The sequence below is a fragment of the Caulifigura coniformis genome (assembly GCF_007745175.1).
Classification (GTDB): domain Bacteria; phylum Planctomycetota; class Planctomycetia; order Planctomycetales; family Planctomycetaceae; genus Caulifigura; species Caulifigura coniformis.
Genome location: NZ_CP036271.1, coordinates 2,559,814 through 2,579,774, shown reverse-complemented (window position 1 = coordinate 2,579,774; position 19,961 = coordinate 2,559,814). Strand labels below are relative to the sequence as shown.

Genomic DNA, 19,961 nt, shown 5'->3' with positions numbered 1-19,961 from the left:
CTCGCGACGACGCGGCCCTGGCCCGTCCTCCCTCTGGAGGAGCAGCTGGCCCCCGATCCTCATTCCAGGGCGGGCACATGAAAAGCGGACCGCCCGGAGACGACTCCCTCGAGAACACTCAAAGTCGTCCGAGTACCGAGTCCTCCTCCCCTTCACCCGTCTGCGTGCCCCCTCTCCCGGCCTCCCATGCCTCGATCAGCGACCCGCGCCGATCGGGTTCCCCGCCCCGTCCTGCGGCATCATCCGCAGGAACCGCTCGCTCATCTCACGGGGAATTCTCGCCTTCAGCTGCTCGGTCATCAGCGTCGAGTGGTCCGCCCCCGGGTGAATCTCGACGACCGCATCGCTGCCGAGCTTCTCGAGCGATCCCTTCAGCAGCTTCGTCGCCCCCTCCAGGTAGAAGGTGTCCTGATCCCCCATGAAAACGTGCAGCTTCCCCGCCAGCTTCGGCCCGAGGGTCGCCCAGTTCTCCTCCAGGATCAGGCGGATGTCATACCGCTTCCACGTTTCCGCCACCGCGGCATCAACCGCTCCCGTCTCCCGCTCCCAGATCAACCGCGGCCTGCCGTCGCTCCCCCGCGGGCTGAACACCGCCTCGAAGCTGTGCAGCTGGCCTCCTGGCCCCAGCACGTCCTCCATGCGGGCGAAGTCGTCATACCACAGGATGGGCTTTCCGCCGACACGCGCCAGCGGCCGACGGGCGCCGGCCGGGTCGACATACATGTTCTCGCCGACGCGCGAGAGGTCGATTCGCTGGAAGTCGCGGAAATCGACCGGATCCGGAGCCGTGCTCCATGTCCCGTTGAAGACGTCGGGATAGGTCACCTGCAGCCACAGCGAACTCCAGCCGCCCGACGAATGCCCCGTCAGGAACCGGGCCGCTGGCGACGCGATCGTCCGAAACTTCAGATCGAGTGCCGGCAGGAATTCCTCCACCAGCGCCCGCCCCACCGGACCGTTGTTTTCCGAGTCGGCAAACACGTGATGCCCCAGCGGGCAGTTCGGATCCAGAAAGACATGGATGAACTCCACCCCGTTCCCGGTCGCCGGGGAGTACGGCGTCCCCTTCATTCCGTGCCGCAACGCGCCGCCGAAACCCGGCACTTCAAAGATCACCGGATAGCGACGCTCGGGACTCGTCCCGTAACTTGGCGGGAGCTGAACCGCCGCCACGAGTTCCACAGGCCTTCCGTGAAACTCCGTCAGCAGCCGGGAAGGGACTTTGAACACCTTCGTCCACCCGGTGTCTGCAATCGCAGCCGCTCCCACAGTCCGGTCGACGACCAGTTCCATCGGCCCCTCTCCTCCGGGCACGACGGCCGCGGCGCTGAATCCATTCCCGGTTCCGGTCCCGACCTCGCGATCCAGCGGGTTGAACCGGATGACCGCCTGCGCCTTCAGACCGGCCAGCGACCGGGCGTCCAGCCCCTTTGGAAAGACCAGTGTCGCCGGCCGCTGGACGTCGCCCGGCCGGTCCTTTGACTCCGGCGCCCGCAGTTCCACTGATTGCCCCGGGGGCAGGTTCTCGACGTCCATCGCCAGCATCGGCTCGGGACGGAACCAGTTCGGGCCTCGCCGTGGCTCCTCGCTGCGCGAGAAATACACGTAAACCCGTCCCGAGAATGGCCGAGGGTGAACCTCACGCGTGAACCGCACCGAGAACTGCGTCTGGCCCTCGACCGTGGTTGGGGACGAAGCGGTGGCAACAGATATAACGGCTGCAGCGATCAGAAGAGGAAAGTCGAGCGGCAACCGGATTTTTTCATGAAGCTGAAACATCATCTTTGCTGATTGGGAATAAGAGTTCAGAAGTGCCTGTTGCAACGGTCTTGAACATCGAGCGCGCAAGCCGCCGTTCGCGTTTCTCGCCTTGATTGTCAGCGCAAGTCTCTTAGAGCGTTGCGCATAAAACAATTGACATCCGTCGGCAATGCCCGCATAATCGTTAGCAATTGCTTAAACGGCGGAAATTGCGCTCCCTTACCGGGCCCACGGCGAAGGTCGCGGCGCAGTTCAGTGCCCGGCGGTTGTATCCAGATTTTCTTTCTTCCGGAGATTCAAATGGCCCCTCACCCTCGTGGGCGCAGACGTCTTGCGTTCACCCTGATCGAACTTCTGGTCGTGATCGCGATCATCGCGATCCTGATCGCTCTCCTGCTGCCCGCCGTGCAGCAGGCCCGTGAGGCGGCCCGCCGGACTCAGTGCAAGAACAACCTGAAGCAGATCGGCCTGGCTCTGCACAACTACGAGTCGACCTTCACCTGTCTGCCGATGGGTTCGATCGTCGTGGCCGCGGCATCGGGCGGCAAGAGCAACAATGCCTCGCCGCACATCTTCATGCTTCCGTACCTCGAAGGGGGCAACCAGTACACGCTGTTTGACTTCAATCAGGATATCAACGGCGCCACGGGCACCAACGCCACGGCGAGGACGCAGCAGATCGTCCCCTATCAGTGTCCGAGCGAATCGATGTCCAGCCGGATGACCGCCAGCCCGTGCGACGTCGGCCCTGGCTGCGGCACCACCAGCTACGTCCAGAGCCTCGGCAATAACGCCAACTACGCGACGGTCGATGGCCTGTTCGGCCGGAACTCCAGCGTTCGGTTCCGCGACGTCCGGGACGGCATGAGCAATACCGCCATGTTCGCCGAGATTCTCCTCGGCATCGCGACCACCAGCGGCAACAAAATCGCCGTCGCAGCCGGCGGGCCTGATGACTACCGGGTCGCCCGCGAACTCGCTTTCGGAATCTTCGATTCGAATAACGGCGACAAGCTCTACAACCCGGCCTGCAACGACGCGAATCTCGTTGCCTGGACTTATCGAGGCAAGCAGTATCACCGCGGCGGCGTGATCGCCACCTTCTATTCGCACACGCTGACTCCGAACTCCAAGTTCAGGGACTGCATCCGCGGCACCGGGGTCGATCGTGGACACCTGGCATCGCGCAGCATGCACGTCGGCGGCGCCCACTTCGTCCTGGCGGACGGGTCGGTTCGCTTCGCCAGCGACAACATCGACGGCGGCACCTGGGGCGCCATCGGCAGCAAGGCGGGCGGGGAAGTCACCGGCGAATTCTAAGTTCGTCCAACAGCCACACCGTGAGTGCACAACTCGCGGTGTGGCTGTTCTTTTTTTGGCCCACACCATCGGGCTCATTGAAACATTGCCTGTCGTGACTGGAAAGCTGAGGAACGTGATGAACGCCAAAGGAATTCTGCTGTTGGCCTCTGCCTGTCTTGCAGGGTGCACCCCTTCGTCGGGGCCGCAGAGTGAGGTCCTGTCGACGGTCCCCGTGGCGGGCATCCTGACGTACAAGGGAGACCCGCTCGAGTCGTTCCGGATTTCGTTCATTCCCGTCGGCGGCGACCGAACCGTCTCGGGCCTCACCGATGCACAGGGACGCTTTCAGCTCGGAACCAATTCGCCCAACGACGGCGCCCCCATCGGCAAGTACAAAATTGCTGTCTCCTATGCCCCGCCGGAATCCGCCGACGGTGGGAACCCGATGGGAATCGAAGACCCCCGGCAGCTTCCAAGATCAAAGATCAAGGTTCCCCCGCAATTCTCGAATCCCGAGAAGTCGGGCGTGACGGTCGACATCCCCGAAGGTGGCCTGACGGACCTGAAGATCGATCTGAAATAGCGACGGCTCGCCATGTGCCCTGCTCACGCTGACATGCGTGAGCAGGCGATCGCAAACCGGCGCTCCCACCCGGGTGGCGAGTCCTCGCGGTTTCTCTCCCCCTGCGACGGTGGCCGCCTCAAGACGCTTAGTCGGGAACGGCTCTCTCTTTTACATGCGGCCGGCCCTGGGCGGCGTCCGGTGACACTCTTCCGCATGCTTCTGCTGACGCGGACCGGTCGATACGCTCAACGCGACTTGGACTTTGCAACATTGGCAGGGAGAATCGCGCTCATGACTCCTTTCGTCGCGGAACTGATCGGGACCGCGTTTCTCGTGCTGCTCGGCGACGGAGTCGTCGCCAATGTCGTCCTCGGACGCACCAAGGGGAACAACTCGGGCTGGATCGTCATCACCACCGGCTGGGCCCTCGCCGTCACCGTCGGCGTCTACCTGTCCAATGCCGTCAGCGGAGCCCACCTCAACCCGGCCGTCACAGTCGCGGCCGCGGTCACCGGGGCGTTTCCCTGGGAAAACGTCGGCCCGTACATCGCCGCCCAGATGATCGGCGCCTTCCTCGGCGCGGTTCTCGTCTGGCTCACCTACCTTCCGCACTGGTCGGAAACCCCCGATCAGGGCGCGAAGCTGGCCGTCTTCTGCACCGGTCCTGCCATCCGCAACCCGGCCGCCAACCTGATCACCGAAGCCATCGGGACGTTCGTCCTCGTCTTCGGCCTGGCATTCATCCTTTCACCCCTGAACCTCACCAAGGGCACAGGCTTCGATCTGGCCATCCAGCCTCCTCTTGTGGGCGCGCTGGTCTGGGCAATCGGCCTCTCGCTCGGCGGCCCCACGGGTTACGCCATCAACCCCGCCCGCGACCTCGGCCCGCGCCTCGCACATGCCGTCCTCCCCATCTCCGGCAAGGGCCATTCCGACTGGAGCTATGCCTGGATCCCGGTCGCCGGCCCGATCATCGGCGGCATCCTCGGGGCCGTCGCGGCCAAGCTGGTGACGGCCGTACCCGCCGCCAGCTGAAATCAATTCCTGTTCCGCCGCGCCGCGGCCCGTGGCCGCGCGCCGGCTTTCGGTTGCTGGTCGAGCGTCTGCTTCGCAAGCTCCGTGAACTCGTCGGTCTGCTTCTGCCAGACCTGTTCGAGTTCACGCACCTTGTCGGGCATCGCCTTTGAAAGATCGTTCTGCTCGGCCCGGTCGGTCTTGAGATCGTAGAGCGCCCACGCATCGCCCTTCGCGGCGACAAGTTTCCAGTCACCGACCCGAACCGCCCGGTTCCCTTCATGCAGCCACCACAGGCTGTCCCGTTTCACCGTCACATCTGCGGCAAATGCCGGAACAAGACTCTTCCCCGGGGCCGGTGGGAGAGCTTCTCCCTTCCATTCCCTGGTCGGCGCGACGCCGGCGAGTTCCAGAACGGTCGGAACGATGTCCACCACATGCCCGGGAGTTGCGCGCAGCTCCCCTTTAGATTGGATGCCGGCCGGCCAGTGAGCGATCAGCGGCGTGCTGATTCCTCCCTCGTGAACCCATGTCTTGTGCCGCCGATGCGGTGTGTTGCAGGCGCTGGAGAAGCCCGGCCCCAGGCACAGATACGTCGCGGCGCTGCCGGGCGAAGCCGTCGGATCATGCCCGCCGTTCCGCACCATGATCTCAGCGCTTGCCCCATTGTCGGACGCGAAAAAGATCAACGTATTCTCGAACGCGCCCATCGCCTTGAGCTGCGCGATCACGCGTCCGATCTCATGATCCATGCGGTCGACCATCGCGGCGTGGATCGCCATCTTTGTTGCCTGGAACCGCCGCTGCTCGTCGGTCAGGCTGTCCCATGGCAAGGGGCGGTTCACCTCGCCGGGGCCGAGTTTTTCCAGCGCCTCGGGGAAGTGGTACGGGGGGCCGACGTCTTGTTCGAGCTTCGAGAGGGGCGTGTGGACCAGTTCCAGCGATCGCTGTTTCGCGTATCTCGCTTCACGCATCGCCTCCCAGCCCGCAAGGTAGCGGTCGCGATACTTTGCGATGTCCTCCGGCAGGGCGTGCAGCGGAAAGTGGGGAGCGATGAACGCCAGGTAGTGGAAGAACGGCGTCCCCGCGTGCTTCGACGAATGTTCCTTGAGGCAGTCAATCGCGTGATCGGCCGTCGCGATGGTGGCGTAGTAACCGGCATCGTCCGATTTCGGAACCGGCACGTCATCAATCGAATTGCCGGCCGATGAGAAGAAGTTTCCCTGGTTGCGCATGTCGAGCGACCGCACGAATCCGCTCTTCAGCACCGGGCCGTCGACATGCCATTTCCCGCTGTGATAGCTGCGGTAACCGGCCGGCGCGAGCAGCTCCGGCAGTAACCGGGCCCATTCCTGCCGCACACCGTTCCCTCCGCCGGGCACTTCCGGAAGTGCGTCGCGATGAATCTGTTGCGCGTAGTAACCGCTCAGCAGCGCCCCGCGCGTCGGCCAGCAACGGGCCGTGTTGTAGAACTGCGTAAACCGGATCCCGTTCGCCGCAAGTCCGTCGAGATTTGGAGTGTCGATCTCTCCGCCATAGCAGCCGATGTCGGAGTACCCGAGATCGTCCGCGAGGATGAACACGACGTTCGGGCGTGCGGGCTGCTTCTGATCGCTCTGCGCCGAGGCCAGCGGGGCGAAGAGCAACAGGCAGATCACGGCCAGAAGGGAACGAGGCATCACGGGCTCTGCTTTCGTTGGCGCAAAAATCATTCTGACAGTCCGGGTCACTTCTGCTTCTCGTCTGACCTTCGGCCGGGTTTCCCGCCCTGCGGCAGCGGAGCAGGATAGGCTGCGAGCATTTGACGCAGCTGCACGACAACTTCAGGCCTGTCGTTCGCATGATTCCGCAACTCCTGCGGATCGGTTTCGTAGTCGTACAGTTCAATCTCGGCATCGGAGGGCTCTCCCCCCACCTTCCTCCACTCCACCAGCCGGTAGCGTTCCGTGCGAATCGCCCGGCCGAGCACCTTGCGCGGGAACATGTGATACGCGTGGTCGCGCACCCGCGTGGCCGGATCGCGGAGCACGGGAACGAGGCTTCGCCCATCGATCGCCTGCGGACCGGCTGGGCCGGGCAGCCCGGCCAGTTCGGCCAGCGTGGGATAGAGGTCGACCGTCTCCGCGAGTTGTCTCGTCGACGCCCCCGCGTTCACCCCCGGTCCCGCGATGATCAGTGGAATGCGGTTCGCCTGCTCGTAGTTGGTGTGCTTCGTCCACAACCCGTGATCGCCCAGATGCCAGCCATGATCGCCCCACAGGACGACAATCGTGTCGTCGGCAAGATCCAGTCGATCGACCGCATCGAGCACCTTGCCGATCTGGGCGTCGACATAGCTCACGCCGGCAAAGTAGCCGTGAATGAGTTGCCGCGCGAGCGTTTCATCGACAATGCCGCTGGGTGGCACGGGGAAATAATTGGCCAGTTCGGAGTTCGTCTTATTCGCGATCCGCGGCGCATTGACGGGAGGCCCGTCAGTCTTCGGTTGCGGCAGCTTCGCCGGGTCATACAGGTCCCAGTACTTCTTCGGAGCCGAAAATGGCAGGTGCGGCCGGGCGTATCCCGAGGCGATGAAGAATGGCGTCCCCTCGCGATCGCGACGCGCTTTCGCCGCCTGCAGCCGCTTGATCGTTTCCTCGGCCACGCGTCCGTCGGCATACGTCGCATCCGGGACATCGGGGCTCTCGAACGCCGCCCCGCGGGGCAGCGACCGGATCTGTCCCAATTTTTGATTTGTGAAGTACGCCTCCTCGCGCGTCAGCTTTCCCCCTTCCGTGCTCGCAGGGTCCGCGTATTCGATGACCTTGTCATGAAAGTGCGGAACGCTGAACGACTGCGGATCACCCTCATTGCCGTGCCCGATATGAAACACTTTTCCCAGCGACTCCGTCCGGTATCCATGCGTCGCGAAGTGCTGCGGCAGCGTGACCGCATCGGGAACGTGCTCACGCAGCCTGGTTCCCAGGCCGTACAGGCCCGTCGACGTGGAATGCGACCCGAGCATCAGGTTGAACCGTGACGGCGCGCACACCGCCTGGTTGCAGTACGCCAGTTCGAAACGCATCCCCCGCGCGGCCAGTCGATCGAGATTCGGCGTTTTCGCCTGCTCCTCGCCATAACAACCCAGCGTCGGCTTCAGGTCGTCGACGAGGATCAGGAGAACATTCGGTTTCTCCGCGGCACGAACTTGGACTGCGCCACCGTAGAAGGCCGCAACGGCGAGCAACCAGACGCAGCGAACGGAGAATTGCATTCCGAGCTCTGACAGAGATGACGCCGCGACGGGGCGCAGGCGGACTGGCTCAATTCCAACTGTTTCACTGTGGGATCGGATCGCTCCGCCGCACCGTCTTCCCCTCCCAGATGGCTTCATCCGTCGACCTGTCATACGTCAACACGCGGCTGGCGCTTCGCGGCGCCGGCGGAAGATCGATCTTCGGCAGCCACTGGCGATGCTCGGCGACGACCGATGCATACTCCGCGCGCCCGGCCAGGTTGGTCCACTCGTTCGGATCGGATTGATGATCGTACAGTTCCTCCGTGCCGTCCGCGTACCGGATGTACCTCCAGCGGGTGCTGCGAATGCCGTGATTTCCCTGGTTATGGCTGGTGATGGCCGGCCGCTCCCGCGGAGCTTCAGCATCCTTCAGTTGCGGCAGCAGGCTGATCCCCTCGAGATCATTTCGAGGAGTGAGCCCGCAGAGATCGCTGAGGGTCGGATAGATGTCGAGCAGTTCGGCCGGCTGCTCGCAGCGTTCGCCGGTCGCGATGCCCGGACCCGCGAAAATCAACGGCACACGTGTCCCGTCATCCCACAACGTGTTCTTGCCCGTGATCCCTTTCTCTCCGAGATGCCAGCCGTGGTCGCCCCAGACGACGACGATGGTGTTTTCGGTCAGGCCCTTTTCGTCGAGCGCCTTCATGATCCGTCCGATCTGGGCGTCCACGAAACTCGTGCTGGCCAGGTAACTGCGAACCAGGTTGCGCCACTGGTTCGCCTCTCGAACCCACTTCAACCGGGGCTCGGGCAGGTTCCAGTGCAGGTACCAGGAGAATCGAGGCGTGTCGTCCCGGTCGTCCTCCCTGATGACCGGCAGCACGCTGTCGTCATCCGGAAACAGGTCGTACCACTTCTGGGTGACGTAGCAGGGGACATGCGGGAGGAAAAACCCTGCCGCGAGAAAGAAGGGCTCATCCTTCCTGGCCGCCTGGATCTGCTCGACAGCGAAACTCGCGACGTGATAGTCCCCTTTGTCTTCGTCCTGGTGCGGGAAGACGCCCCAGTCCATCAGCGGGTGATTTCCCATCGGTGCCGGCGGGATCAACTTCTTCTCCGGCTTCACTCCCACGCCGCCGGGAGTTCCCCAGACGTCGAACTCCTGCTCGCGCTGCTTCGGACCGCCCGCCCCTCCGTGATAGATCTTCCCGGCCGTCAACGTCCGGTAGCCGTGGGCCTTGAAGTGCTGCGGCAGCGCAACCCGATCTTTCCACTCGGGCAGCGTGCGGAACCACGGCGCCAGGCCGTAGATGCCCGTGGTCGTCGGCCGCAGGCTGAGGAGCAGGCTCGTCCGCGACGGGTTGCACAGCGGCGCCTGGCAATGGGCGTTGAGGAAGACCGTCCCTCGCGCCGCCAGCCTGTCGAGGTGGGGCGTCTTCGCCAGCGGATGCCCGCCCAGGGCGCCGACCCAGTCATTCTGGTCATCAATCGCGATGAACACGACGTTCGGTTTCCCGGCCGCCGCCGCCACGTTGACCCAGGCCGTAAGCACGACCATCCACGTCACAAGAATCCGCTTCACTCGCGTCCTCCTCGAAAACGCCAGGCGACGTCCACAGAGAGCGCCGGCCCAACCGGCGCCGGCCATCTCGTTCAGGAAGCTTTACGCCGGTTTGCATTCGGCCGGGCATTCGGCTGCCCGGGCTTCACCGGCTCTCCTTCGAAGGGACGGTTCCCGTACGCCTGACGCGGGGGAGCCTCGGTTTCCTTCACCTCCACTTTCAATCGCTCCACTTCCGCATGCAGCTTCTTGACAGTCTCCGCGTAAGCCGGGTCGTTGTAGAAGTTCTTCACTTCCAGCGGGTCCTTCTCCCGATCGAGCAGTTCCCAGTCGTTCACGTCCGGCTTGTAGTAGTGGATGAGTTTGTAGCGATCGGTGATCACGCCGTAGTGCGGCCGCACCCGATGAGGGACCGGGTATTCGTAGTAGTGGTAATACAGGCTCTTGCGCCAGTCGGCCGGCGTCTGGCCGGCGCACAGCGCTTTCAGGCTGCGCCCCTGCATCTCGGCAGGCGACTCGATTCCCGCAGCGTCGAGGAACGTCTCCGCAAAATCGATCAGCGACACGATCTCCTTCGTCGAACTGCCCGGTTTCGTCAGGCCCGGCCAGCGCACGAGCAGCGGCGTTTTCAACGACTCTTCAAAGATCCAGCGCTTGTCAAACCACCCATGCTCGCCGAGGTAGAACCCCTGGTCGGATGAGAAAACCACGATCGTGTTCTCCGCGAGCCCTTCCTTGTCCAGGAAGTCGAGCAGGCGGGCCACATTTTCGTCGACCGCTTTCACGCAGCCGAGGTAGTCGTGCATGTAGCGGTTGTAGCGCCAGCGGACGAGATCCCTCCCGCTGAGGTTCTGCTTGCGGAACTCCTCATTCCTCGGCTCGTAATACTTGTTCCATTCCGCCTTCTGCTCTTCATTCAGGCTTCCGGGCACGACGAGCTTCGCATCGAGATCGGTGAACGTGCGATCAATTCCCATGTCGTGATCGCTGACCGCCTTGCTTCGCCCTTCGTAGTCATCGAAGAGCGTCGGCGGTTCCGGATACTTCCGGTCCTTGTCCCAGCCCAGCAGGCGCAGCGGCGGCGACCACTCACGGTGCGGCGCCTTGTGCTGGGTCATCATCAGGAACGGCTTCGATTTGTCGCGTTTCTTCAGCCAGTCAATCGACAGGTCGGTGATGATGTCGGTCGTGTAGCCCTGGTGCTTCACACGCTCGCCGTTGTCGATCATCGGCGGGTTGTAGTAGACGCCCTGCCCCGGAAGGATGTGCCAGTAGTCGAAGCCGGTCGGGTCGGTCATCAGGTGCCACTTGCCGACAATCGCCGTCGAGTAACCGCCCTTCTGCAGCAGCTTCGGGAACGTCGTCTGGCTTCCATCGAAGCGGCTGTTCGAATTGTTGTAAAATCCGTTCATGTGCGAGTACTTGCCGGTGAGGATCGTCGCCCGGCTCGGCCCGCAGATGGAGTTCGTCACGAGGCAGCGGTCGAACCGCATTCCCTCTTTCGCGATCCGGTCGATCCCCGGCGTCTCCAGCAGATTCCTCTCGTCGCCGTACGTGCTGATCGCCTGGTAGGCGAGATCATCCGTAAAAATGAACAGGATGTTCGGCTTCGATGAAGCCGACGCCTGCTCCGCGGCTGCGAGAGCCTCGCCCGCCAGGCCGGCGGTCACAAGAAACAGGAGCGCAACTCGGTTCATCGCGGTTCTCCAGAAGTCAGTGCAACATGACCCCGTGGCCTCGAACACCGGGATCAGAACCAGTGATCGTAACCCGATCGCACTCCTTCGTCTCCCGAACAGCATCGACGGACAGGGCTGGTCACTTTTTCAAGATGGGCCAATTCGTCGTTGGCGTGCGTCGTTGCCGCAAAATGACTTGCGGTAACGAGAAGCGACCGACTGTGAAAAAGTGACTCCCCCTGCCCCAATCCCAACCCGCCAAAGCACTCCCGACTCCCGACTCCCGACTCCCGACTCCCGACTCCCGAGTACCGAGTACCGAGTACCGAGTACCGAGTACCGAGTACCGAGTACCGAGTACCGAGTACCGAGTACCGAGTACCGAGTACCGAGTACCGAGTACCGAGTACCTCGACTGTCTCACGTTACCTGCGTTGATGAATGCGTAAGGGTGGGAGGCGGTTGCGGCGTTTCCAGTGGTAGAACCGGGCGAGCTCGTTGCGTTTCAGTCGGCACTCGGTCTCTCTCGCGAAACGCTCGATCGTCCGTTCCCCTGTCGACTCCCACAACAGAGAGGCAACGACGATTCGCACCTGCGGCAGCGTCAGTGCCGGCGTCTTTTTTCCCCCACCGCCTCTGTTCCTGAAGCAAGTACCAGCTCGCAAGCAGTGACAGGGTCTGGTGGTGATGCCAGCCCTGCCAGCTGCGAGTCTCGTAGTCGGCCAGGCCGGCTTCTCCTTTCGCGCGTTGGAAGCACTCTTCAATCCAGGTGCGAGCCTTTGCCACCCGGGCCAACTCGGCGGCCGGTGTGTCGAAGGGAGCATTCGACAACCAGTAGTCGTCGATCACTCCGCCCCGTTCATCGATTCGCCGGGTGACGACCAGCAGCTCTTCACGTTCGTCATGCCCCCGCTCAGTGATCGCCAGCACCCGCGCCTGACAGACGTGGACCAGCAGCGGCCCTTTGTCTCCGTCACGCACGTCGACAGGCGTCCAAGACTCGAGCGGACGATGCGCACACCAGGCGTCGACCCGCTGGAAGTCCGCCTTGGGATGTTTTCCAAATCCCCGCCATGCCGGAGGGACTTGATCCAGATCCCGCACCAGCGTGTCGGACGGAACGGCGAGGAGATACCGCTCGTTCAGAGCCCGTAATTCCCTGCGAAATCCGGTCGATCGACCGAATTCGTCGTCACCCGCGACCCAGGCGTGCGGCAGCTGCTGGCGATGAGCAATGATCATTTCCAGGGCCTGTTCCAGCTTGGTCAGGAAGACCACTTCTTCGGGGATATGACACTCCCGGCGACGGGATCGGTTGCCCGTCCAGCTCCTGGGCAGATACAGCCGCACGTCGACCAGGGCCTGCTCCTGACGAGAGACATAGCCGAGGTAGACGCCGACCTGGCAGTTGTCGACTTTGCCGACGCGCCCGTTCCACTGGCGTTGGACGCCGACCGAGCGTTCCCCCTTCTTCGAGAAGGCCGACGGATCAAGAACGAGCACGGCGTCTGCTGCGGCGAGTTCCCGGCCGACCTGGCGAGCCAGTTCCTCCAGCAGCGGGCGATGGTCCCACTTGTGCCAGCCGATGAATCGTTGCAGCGGCTGGCGTCCCTGCTGGTGGAAGTACGCGATGGTCTCGCTGGTCTTGCGTTCGACTGAAGAACAGAGACCGGCGACGTAGTCCGCCAGTTGCTGATGTTGCTCTGTGGTGTTCAATAACCTGGCGAAGGGGGCCACAAACTCCTGCAGCCGCTGAAGCGCATCGGCCAGGTAGCCTGCCGGGACTTCGCACTGGGCCAGGATCTCACGCTTCCGTTCGAGGAATCGCCGTTCCATCGCACTGCCCTCCTGGGAGTCCAACTCCACGGAAAGTCAAACTAGCAACTGCGTTCCGATACCGTACCTTCGTGAGACAGTCGAGGTACCGAGTACCGAGTACCGGGCCCCCCCCGCGCAACCGCCCCCGTCATGATGGAGAACCTATGAACACAACCACCATCAACCTGTCGTCACACACCCCGGCCTGGCCTGCTCCATGTCCGCACCACCCACGCTCTCCCGATCCCTCCGCTGAACTTCGGCGGGAAATAGGGCGAGGAGTACAGTACCACCCACACAACGCGCCCTCCTCGCCCCCTCGGCGTCAAACACCTCCGCAGCTTTCCCAATCCCCGCCCGAGCCTGCGAGGTCCGCGCACGGCTGGTCACGGTTTCAAGATGGGCCAATTCATCGTTGGGTTGCGCCGTTGCCGCAAAATGACTTGCGGTGACGAAAGACGACTGAATGGTGAAAAAGTGACTCGCCCTGCATCGACGGCCCCCAGGGGAAGGAATCAGCCGGACGGTTCGGGGCGGGAACCGTCTCCCGACCAGGCTCTCCGAGTTTCTTCAGGCGTCTCGCCAAATCCGGGTTGTCGCCCGCCGGGCTTTCGCGGTTCCAGTCATTGAGACAGGTCGGCGACGTCCCTCTTGGCGTTGTCGGCTCGTTGCTTTTATACTTTTCACACCTCGTCCGTGAATTCGAGCGGTTCGCAGTGAGGCGAACGTGTTGAGCCTTGCTTCGCTCAGATTTCGGAGCAGGTCGGAAAGCCACAGGCCGGTGGAATGAAAGTCGCCGGCGGCGCCATGATTGATCGCATGCGGAGTTCGACAGATCGCCGGGACCAACGTGTCCGTGTTGGCGCAGTCAGCTATCTGAACTCCAAGCCGTTGATTGAAGGGCTTGCGGAGTCAGTCCCCGAGGCGCGACTCACGCTCGATTTCCCCAGCCGGCTGGCGGACGGGCTCGCGCGCGGAACGCTCGACGTCGCACTCGTTCCGTCCATCGAAGCGCTGACCGATCCCGACTACGAGATCATTTCCGATGCCTGTGTCGCGGCTTGCGGCCCGGTCTTGAGCGTGAAGCTCTATTTCCGGAAGGCCCCCGGCGATGTGAAATCCCTCGCCCTCGATGAAGGCTCCCGCACCAGCGCCGCACTGGCCCGCGTCATGCTGGCCGAGCGATTCGGCGTCGAACCGCGCATCGAAAAATTCACGCTCGAATCCCGCATCGAAGACACCTCCGCAGACGCCGTCCTGATGATCGGCGACCGCGCCATGCTGCCGCCGGAAATCCCGTTCGTCGAGGAATGGGATCTGGGCGAAGAGTGGCTCCGCTGGACCGGACTTCCGTTCGTTTTTGCCCTGTGGGTCGGCCGCCAGGGGAGCGACCTCGGAAAGGTCGACATGGCGCTCGCAGCCGCTCGAGACCTCGGTGTCGCGTCCATCCCCCGGATTGCCGAGCGGGAATCGGCTCTGATGGGGCTTCCGCTGGCCGTTGTCGACACCTACCTGCGACGCCACCTGCATTTCACAATGGGATCCGCCGAACGCCAGGGATTGAAGCTCTATCACTCACTCGCTTCGAAACTTGGCCTGGCGCCGGCCAATCGAACCGTCCGCTTCTGCGAACGCTCCGTCGAGCGCCGCGCGAGTCGACGTCCGGCCACCGTGAATGCCTGATCTCAAGGACGTCCGGCGGGCCCAGAACGACCGTCAGGTCGCTTGCGACTTGCGTTCGGCTTCGCGTTCCCACTCCAGGTATTCCTGGTCGAGGAAGTCAATCGACATCCACCGATGTCCGAACTTCCACAGGATCTCGCCCGGAAAAGCGCCCTGCTCCTGATCCAGCGTCCTGGTGATTGTCTCGACTTCACTCCCCGCCGGAATCCGGGCCACGAGCGCGACGGCAAACCCGGTCTTCTTCTTGTGAACCGCCGCCTGCCATTTCAGGCCATGCTTCTCTCTGAGCAGTTTGAGCAGCGGCAGGATATGCGGACGGTCCAGGGCCTGAGCCTCAGGCTCACCCGAGTCGACGAACAGGCCTCCCGAACCGAGAAACTTTTCGGCATCGACCAGGTTCCAGTTCCTGCTCCAGACCGTTTCCACGTCGTGGTCGAACTCGGCGCGGGAATCGACTTTCGGCTTTCCACACCCCGCCAGCGCGGGAACAAGAATGCAGATGGCCAGAAAGGCTCGAACGCTGAACTGGACTCGACACATGATTCGCAGCCTGGCTGTGACGTCGAGATGGGTCAGTGAGAGACGGCTTCACCGCCGCTGGGTGTTCCCAGAGCAGTGAACACGGCCGCATCGATGCTGTCCGAAATGAACCCCACCGAGCCATCGCCCCGCGCGAAGTACGCGCCGCCGGCATGCCGGCTGCTGAAGTTGACCGGCGACGTCGCCGATCGGTTGATCGGTTTCTCGCCATTCACAGCGATATGCGGCCTCGATGTGAAAACATATCCGTCGGATTCCGTCACGATCCCGCACCATGATGAGGTGAAGGGGAGAGTACCGTTCACCGAAGGACTGAAATTCCGCTCCCCCAGCAAAAGCGTCATCGAAAGCCCATCGGTCGCTGTCCCGAATCTCACGCTCGAGAGACCCGACAGAAACCCTTCACAGCCGACGTAGTTTCCGGTCGCGGCCGGTGCGGACGGATGGCCCGGAAGCTCGACATCGACCGTATCGGGAGCCGTATCGGACGCACACCTCATCACCGCAAGGCCCAGGCGGATCGCATCGCGATTCGGGCCGACAGAGTTGTTCGTCGAAAAGTCGCATTTCGCGTAGAGGGCGCCCTGCTCCAGCGCTGGAAGAATCATCGCCCCCCATCCCCACCCCGAGAGCGGTGTCATCGAGGGACCGCGAACGATGCTCCCCGAAGGCAGGCAGCGATGGATGTCGTGGTAGTTGTGAAGCGAGAGTGCCAGCTGTTTCAGGCGATTCTGACACTCCGAGCGGCGGGCCGCTTCCCGCGCCTGTTGTACCGCGGGCAGCAGGAGCGCAATCAGGATCCCGATGATCGAAATCACCACGAGCAGTTCGATGAGGGTAAAGCCCCGAAGGGAGCCCGCTTTGGCCGACACAGGAACTCGACCTCCCCGGAATATCGCCTGGTGACTGAAATCGGGACGTGACCCCGATGTGTTGATTCAAAGCGGCCCGGCGATCTCGAGAAAGCCGGGCCGCCTCATTGAAGCCCGCATGTGCGACAGATCATCGACACCGCGCTCAAGCCCGTGTGAGACGGCCTCGATCGCGGCGCGACTCCCTGACTGACGGCATTACTCCACGTCGAACTCATCGACGTTCTTCACGAGTCCGCGGTAGGTCGCGCGGCCTCGCTTTGCGACCACATAGCGGTCGCGAACGACATCGCCATCCACGCCGAAGAAGTCCAGAACGCCCGTGTCGTTGAAGATCTGACGGCGATTCGACTCGTTGTCGACCACAGCCCGGCCCACAACCCGCAGCCGATCCGTGCGGCTGTTGTAGGTCACCGTGACAATGCCGTCGGCGCCCAGCCCGTCGTCAAGGTTGCCCTCCTCATCGACGCCCGGGAAGAAGAACTCGAAGCTGTCCTTCGTCTTCGCCGCGAACGCCGTTCCAGCCACCAGGGCAATACACAAGCCGATGCCCCCAAGCCGAGAAATACCCCTCATCGCAGAATCTCCTGCAGCGGTCAGATGTCATCAGCGCGTGCAAGGCCTCTTACACGGCTGGCCGCCCATGGACCCAGCAAGAGGGCGACCTCGAGAAGATAAGCCGCCTCCCGACACGATCCGAGGATCAATGCACGCCATGACGCAAATCTGGGATGAAGCCTCAACTTCGCGCAGATCTCAAAGCGTCGACAAATACTCCGTGCAGAACTGACCTCCGTCGCGCGGTAGGGAATTCCACGGCAATCCGCAGGAGATTCACTGACGGATGGGGATTCGCAGTCCGTCGTACGCGAGCTTCACGTTCTCCGGCAGCTCACGATTCGTCTTGTCGTACTCCAGCCGATGCGAGACATGCGTCAGGAACGCCTCGCGCGGCTTGAGTGTCCGAATGACGTCCAGGGCCTGCGCGACGTTGAAGTGCGTTGGATGCGGCTCCTTCCAGAGTGCGTCCAGCACCAGCACATCCAGACCCTCCAGGAGGGCCATCGATTCCGGAGGAATATGGCTCACGTCGGTGCAGAAAGCGACATCACCGATCCGGTAGCCGAGCACGGGCAACCGGCCGTGCATCAACCGCAACGGCTGGACCGTGAGACCGAGGAGCTCGAAGGGATGGAATCCGATCGAGCGGAATTCCAGGTTCGGATACGAGTGCCACGTATCCCGCACCGCAGGGTCGATGAAGGCATAGGAGAACGCCTGTCGCAGCGTCGCTTCGACGTTCGGCTCGCAGTACAGCGGGACCGGCCCCTTGCGCTTGTAGCCGAAGACCCGCAGATCATCGAGGCCAAGAATGTGGTCGGCATGGGCGTGGGTGAACAGCACCGCATCGACCGACATGATCCGCTCCCTGGTGAGCTGCAGGCGGAGCTCAGGAGAAGCATCGATCAGGAAGGCCCCTTCCGGAGCCTTCACATACACGCCCGTCCGCGTCCGGTGGTTCCGGGGATTGTCGGACAGGCACACGTCGCAGTCGCAGCCGATCATCGGGACGCCCATGCTGGTGCCGGTGCCCAGGAGAGTCATCTCAGCGACGGTCGAACGATCGGACATGAGGTCGGAACGTGGGCTCAAAGCAGCACATTGTCCGCTTTGACAGCCCACCGGAAGAAGTTCTCAGTGCGGGAAATCAGGTGGACCGCAAAGTATCGCAGCGGTTCCCGGAAAGATACGTTTCGGCGTGACCGTCTTCACGTCTCTTCGTCGCTCTCGCTCGCCGGCGTCGAGTCGCCCACCAGTTCGCTGACTCCGTCGACGCTGACCAACAGCATCCGGTCGGTCAGCGGATGGTCCATCTGTGCATAATCCTCACGAACTTTTCGTCGCACATGATCGAGCATCCGCGGATGCTTCAGGTTAACGACGACGAAAAAGTCCCGGCCGGGCATCCCCACCGCAAAGTTCCCGCCGATCACTTCCCGCAGCCGGCTGGTGAACGTCTCGCTCAGCAGCCGAGCGGAATTGTAGGAATCCGCCTTGCCCGGCATGAGCATCGAAGGCCCTTCCTGCTCCGAGCCCGCCACCGCCATTTCCATCGGCTGGTCTTCGAAGTATCGGGCCAGGTTGGCGATCGCCCGTTCATGCACCTGCTCGACGGTCAGTTCCCATTTCTCGAGCAGTTGCTGACGGATGTACCAGTAAGCCTGCGACTCGTCGATCACGTACAGGATCGCCAGCCCGGCGATCCACGGAGTTCCCACGATGCCGGCGAAACGCGTCTTCCAGGCCTCCTCAGAGTAAAGCATCGGCATGATGCGCTCGGACACGGCGTCGAACGGGGGCTCGGCCTGTTCATCCCCCCATTCCTGCACCTGCACGACAGTCGCCAGCGCTGGGAGGATCAGTTCTTCGAAGCGGTTCGGCGCCCGCAGATACGACCTGTAGACATTGAACAGGTTGATGCTCGATTCGCCGATCCGAACCTGAAAATCATCCTGCAACGTCGATTCCAGCAGGGGAAACTTCCGCCGCGCAAGATCCAGCACACGTTGGGCGAAAACCGACGGCGCATCCGCCGCGATTTCCGGAAGTTCGAGAGTCGCCAGCACCATCCGCACCATCGTCGCCAGTTCCGGATCGAATTCCGGCCCGTGGACGAACGTCACGACGACCGTCACCGAGCCACGCCGGAATTCCCACATCGTCCAGCGACGCCAGTCGGTTCGCGTCAGGAGTTTCTGCCACCATTGCGGAGCCACCCGCAGGTCGGCCTCGCCCTCGACGCAGTCGACGAGATATTCGAGTGAATCCGTTTTCAGATGCCGGACCGCGCGGGCCCGCGGAAAGAGCTTGACGATGTTGTCGAGATGCGGCGTGCGAACGCTCGCGTCCGCCGTCGCTCCCGCGAAAGAATGAATGGCCACGAAGGCGTCCCCGGGAAGCGCCAGCGTCATCGCGCCGCTGCGTTCCGAGACCTTCCACGCCGGCGGGTGCCAGAGCTGAAACCAGTTGGCCGGCCCCTGCAGAAGTTCCCAGTGTTCGGGATGATTGGCCGGCAACGTGCGCTTCCCTGAATGGCGATGCCGCGTGCGGCGCGGCGGACCGCTCGAGGACTGTTTTCCAGCAACGATGGTATGCGGCCAGGACGCCGGGACAAATGAAAGCCGCCAGCGTTTCCCGAAAAAGGGCAATCCCCTGAAGCACTGGCCCGATCCCTGGAAGGTCGGCGTCACCCCACTGACGGCCCTCGAGAACAGCGACAACGTCTGTCTTGCTCAAAACTCCCACACTTCGCGAGGCCCCGACCCGCAGACGCTTCGCCGACGTTTCACCGCGCCCCCCACGATAAAGGTGGAGGGGCCATGCAAACGATCACCACGAGTCCAACGGAGAGCGAAACCCGGCACATCAGCGCCCGGGAACCATCAATCCGGCCGCGCTCTCACCGTCCCTCGATGGTCCCGAAGTGGGAAAGAGGGCCAGAAGAATGTCCCACCCGTCAAAGCGCACCTCTTGCTCCTCCAACGTCTGGCGCATGCCGGCCAGGAGTCCGCCCCGGGCAACGAATGGAGCGGCTGCGCCCCTCTCCCGTTCCGCGACCGCCCTGCCGTGAGCAGGGCAAGTCACTTTTTCACAATAGGTCGTCTGTTTTCACTGCAAGTCATTTTGCGGCAACGACGAACTGGCCCATCTTGAAAAAAGTGACCAGCCTTGCGCGCAACTCTCAGGCTCGGGCGGGGACTGGGAAAACTGCGGAGGTCTTTGACGCCGAGGGAGCGAGGAGGGCGCGTTGTGTGGGTGGCACTGTACTCCTCGCCCTATTTCCCGCCGAAGTTCAGCGGAGGCATCGGGAGAGCGTGCGTGATGCAGACATGGAGCAGGCCGGGCCGGGGTGTGTGACGACAGGTTGATGGTGGTTGTGTTCATGGGA

Annotated in this window: 15 protein-coding genes; 4 read left to right on the top strand and 11 right to left on the bottom strand. The window is 62.9% G+C overall.

The window, feature by feature from the left end:
- Positions 1 to 195: 195 nt before the first annotated feature.
- Complete coding sequence (locus tag Pan44_RS10215; protein ID WP_197453996.1) at positions 196 to 1,605, bottom strand: alpha/beta hydrolase-fold protein; 1,410 nt, start codon at positions 1,603 to 1,605, stop codon at positions 196 to 198.
- A 456-nt stretch (positions 1,606 to 2,061) separates the two neighbouring features.
- On the opposite strand from Pan44_RS10215, the gene Pan44_RS10210 reads away from it, so the two are divergent.
- The 3 genes from Pan44_RS10210 to Pan44_RS10200 all read left to right on the top strand — a co-directional run bounded on the left by Pan44_RS10210 (position 2,062) and on the right by Pan44_RS10200 (position 4,663).
- A complete protein-coding gene (locus Pan44_RS10210; protein ID WP_145029801.1) occupies positions 2,062 to 3,081 on the top strand; it encodes a DUF1559 domain-containing protein in 1,020 nt (339 codons plus the stop codon).
- 118 nt (positions 3,082 to 3,199) lie between these two features.
- Positions 3,200 to 3,646, top strand: a complete 447-nt coding sequence (locus tag Pan44_RS10205; protein ID WP_145029799.1) for a carboxypeptidase regulatory-like domain-containing protein — start codon at positions 3,200 to 3,202, stop codon at positions 3,644 to 3,646.
- A 273-nt stretch (positions 3,647 to 3,919) separates the two neighbouring features.
- Entirely contained in the window at positions 3,920 to 4,663 is a 744-nt protein-coding gene (locus tag Pan44_RS10200; RefSeq protein WP_145029797.1) for an MIP/aquaporin family protein, read from the top strand.
- Between the two features lie 2 nt (positions 4,664 to 4,665).
- On the opposite strand, the gene Pan44_RS10195 is transcribed toward Pan44_RS10200, so the two are convergent.
- From Pan44_RS10195 to Pan44_RS10175, 5 genes are all read right to left on the bottom strand, one after another.
- Positions 4,666 to 6,321 carry an arylsulfatase gene (locus Pan44_RS10195; RefSeq protein ID WP_145029795.1) on the bottom strand — a complete coding sequence of 552 codons (1,656 nt, stop codon included), beginning with the start codon at positions 6,319 to 6,321 and terminating at the stop codon, positions 4,666 to 4,668.
- A 47-nt stretch (positions 6,322 to 6,368) separates the two neighbouring features.
- Positions 6,369 to 7,895 carry a sulfatase gene (locus tag Pan44_RS10190; protein ID WP_145029793.1) on the bottom strand — a complete coding sequence of 509 codons (1,527 nt, stop codon included), beginning with the start codon at positions 7,893 to 7,895 and terminating at the stop codon, positions 6,369 to 6,371.
- A 64-nt stretch (positions 7,896 to 7,959) separates the two neighbouring features.
- Positions 7,960 to 9,417 (bottom strand): sulfatase, encoded by a 1,458-nt coding sequence (locus Pan44_RS10185; protein ID WP_145034982.1) that lies wholly within the window; start codon positions 9,415 to 9,417, stop codon positions 7,960 to 7,962.
- A 95-nt stretch (positions 9,418 to 9,512) separates the two neighbouring features.
- Positions 9,513 to 11,117 carry a sulfatase family protein gene (locus Pan44_RS10180; RefSeq protein WP_145029791.1) on the bottom strand — a complete coding sequence of 535 codons (1,605 nt, stop codon included), beginning with the start codon at positions 11,115 to 11,117 and terminating at the stop codon, positions 9,513 to 9,515.
- Positions 11,118 to 11,519: 402 nt separating this feature from the next.
- On the bottom strand, positions 11,520 to 12,935 hold the full coding sequence (locus tag Pan44_RS10175; RefSeq protein WP_145029789.1) for an IS701 family transposase: 1,416 nt from the start codon (positions 12,933 to 12,935) through the stop codon (positions 11,520 to 11,522).
- Between the two features lie 801 nt (positions 12,936 to 13,736).
- Between Pan44_RS10175 and Pan44_RS10170 the strand changes: the two genes are divergently transcribed.
- On the top strand, positions 13,737 to 14,600 hold the full coding sequence (locus tag Pan44_RS10170; protein ID WP_231754273.1) for a menaquinone biosynthetic enzyme MqnA/MqnD family protein: 864 nt from the start codon (positions 13,737 to 13,739) through the stop codon (positions 14,598 to 14,600).
- Between the two features lie 33 nt (positions 14,601 to 14,633).
- Here Pan44_RS10170 and Pan44_RS10165 read toward each other — a convergent pair whose 3' ends face one another.
- The 5 genes from Pan44_RS10165 to Pan44_RS10145 form a co-directional block, all read right to left on the bottom strand.
- Positions 14,634 to 15,140 carry a hypothetical protein gene (locus Pan44_RS10165; protein ID WP_145029785.1) on the bottom strand — a complete coding sequence of 169 codons (507 nt, stop codon included), beginning with the start codon at positions 15,138 to 15,140 and terminating at the stop codon, positions 14,634 to 14,636.
- Positions 15,141 to 15,172: 32 nt separating this feature from the next.
- Positions 15,173 to 16,012: a DUF1559 domain-containing protein gene (locus Pan44_RS10160; RefSeq protein ID WP_145029783.1), complete on the bottom strand. Its 840-nt coding sequence runs from the start codon at positions 16,010 to 16,012 to the stop codon at positions 15,173 to 15,175.
- 198 nt (positions 16,013 to 16,210) lie between these two features.
- Positions 16,211 to 16,588 carry a hypothetical protein gene (locus Pan44_RS10155; RefSeq protein WP_145029781.1) on the bottom strand — a complete coding sequence of 126 codons (378 nt, stop codon included), beginning with the start codon at positions 16,586 to 16,588 and terminating at the stop codon, positions 16,211 to 16,213.
- A gap of 258 nt (positions 16,589 to 16,846) precedes the next feature.
- On the bottom strand, positions 16,847 to 17,644 hold the full coding sequence (locus Pan44_RS10150) for an MBL fold metallo-hydrolase (RefSeq protein WP_231754272.1): 798 nt from the start codon (positions 17,642 to 17,644) through the stop codon (positions 16,847 to 16,849).
- Between the two features lie 137 nt (positions 17,645 to 17,781).
- On the bottom strand, positions 17,782 to 19,089 hold the full coding sequence (locus Pan44_RS10145; RefSeq protein ID WP_145029764.1) for a DUF1444 family protein: 1,308 nt from the start codon (positions 19,087 to 19,089) through the stop codon (positions 17,782 to 17,784).
- Positions 19,090 to 19,961 lie beyond the last annotated feature (872 nt).

Bases quoted from the DNA above. Each gene is read 5' to 3' on its own strand.
- Pan44_RS10210 (WP_145029801.1), top strand. From the start codon at position 2,062: ATGGCCCCTCACCCTCGTGGGCGCAGACGTCTTGCGTTCACCCTGATC.
- Pan44_RS10205 (WP_145029799.1), top strand. From the start codon at position 3,200: ATGAACGCCAAAGGAATTCTGCTGTTGGCCTCTGCCTGTCTTGCAGGG.
- Pan44_RS10200 (WP_145029797.1), top strand. From the start codon at position 3,920: ATGACTCCTTTCGTCGCGGAACTGATCGGGACCGCGTTTCTCGTGCTG.
- Pan44_RS10195 (WP_145029795.1), bottom strand. From the start codon at position 6,321: ATGCCTCGTTCCCTTCTGGCCGTGATCTGCCTGTTGCTCTTCGCCCCG.
- Pan44_RS10190 (WP_145029793.1), bottom strand. From the start codon at position 7,895: ATGCAATTCTCCGTTCGCTGCGTCTGGTTGCTCGCCGTTGCGGCCTTC.
- Pan44_RS10185 (WP_145034982.1), bottom strand. From the start codon at position 9,417: ATGGTCGTGCTTACGGCCTGGGTCAACGTGGCGGCGGCGGCCGGGAAA.
- Pan44_RS10180 (WP_145029791.1), bottom strand. From the start codon at position 11,117: ATGAACCGAGTTGCGCTCCTGTTTCTTGTGACCGCCGGCCTGGCGGGC.
- Pan44_RS10175 (WP_145029789.1), bottom strand. From the start codon at position 12,935: ATGGAACGGCGATTCCTCGAACGGAAGCGTGAGATCCTGGCCCAGTGC.
- Pan44_RS10170 (WP_231754273.1), top strand. From the start codon at position 13,737: ATGCGGAGTTCGACAGATCGCCGGGACCAACGTGTCCGTGTTGGCGCA.
- Pan44_RS10165 (WP_145029785.1), bottom strand. From the start codon at position 15,140: ATGTGTCGAGTCCAGTTCAGCGTTCGAGCCTTTCTGGCCATCTGCATT.
- Pan44_RS10155 (WP_145029781.1), bottom strand. From the start codon at position 16,588: ATGAGGGGTATTTCTCGGCTTGGGGGCATCGGCTTGTGTATTGCCCTG.
- Pan44_RS10150 (WP_231754272.1), bottom strand. From the start codon at position 17,644: ATGTCCGATCGTTCGACCGTCGCTGAGATGACTCTCCTGGGCACCGGC.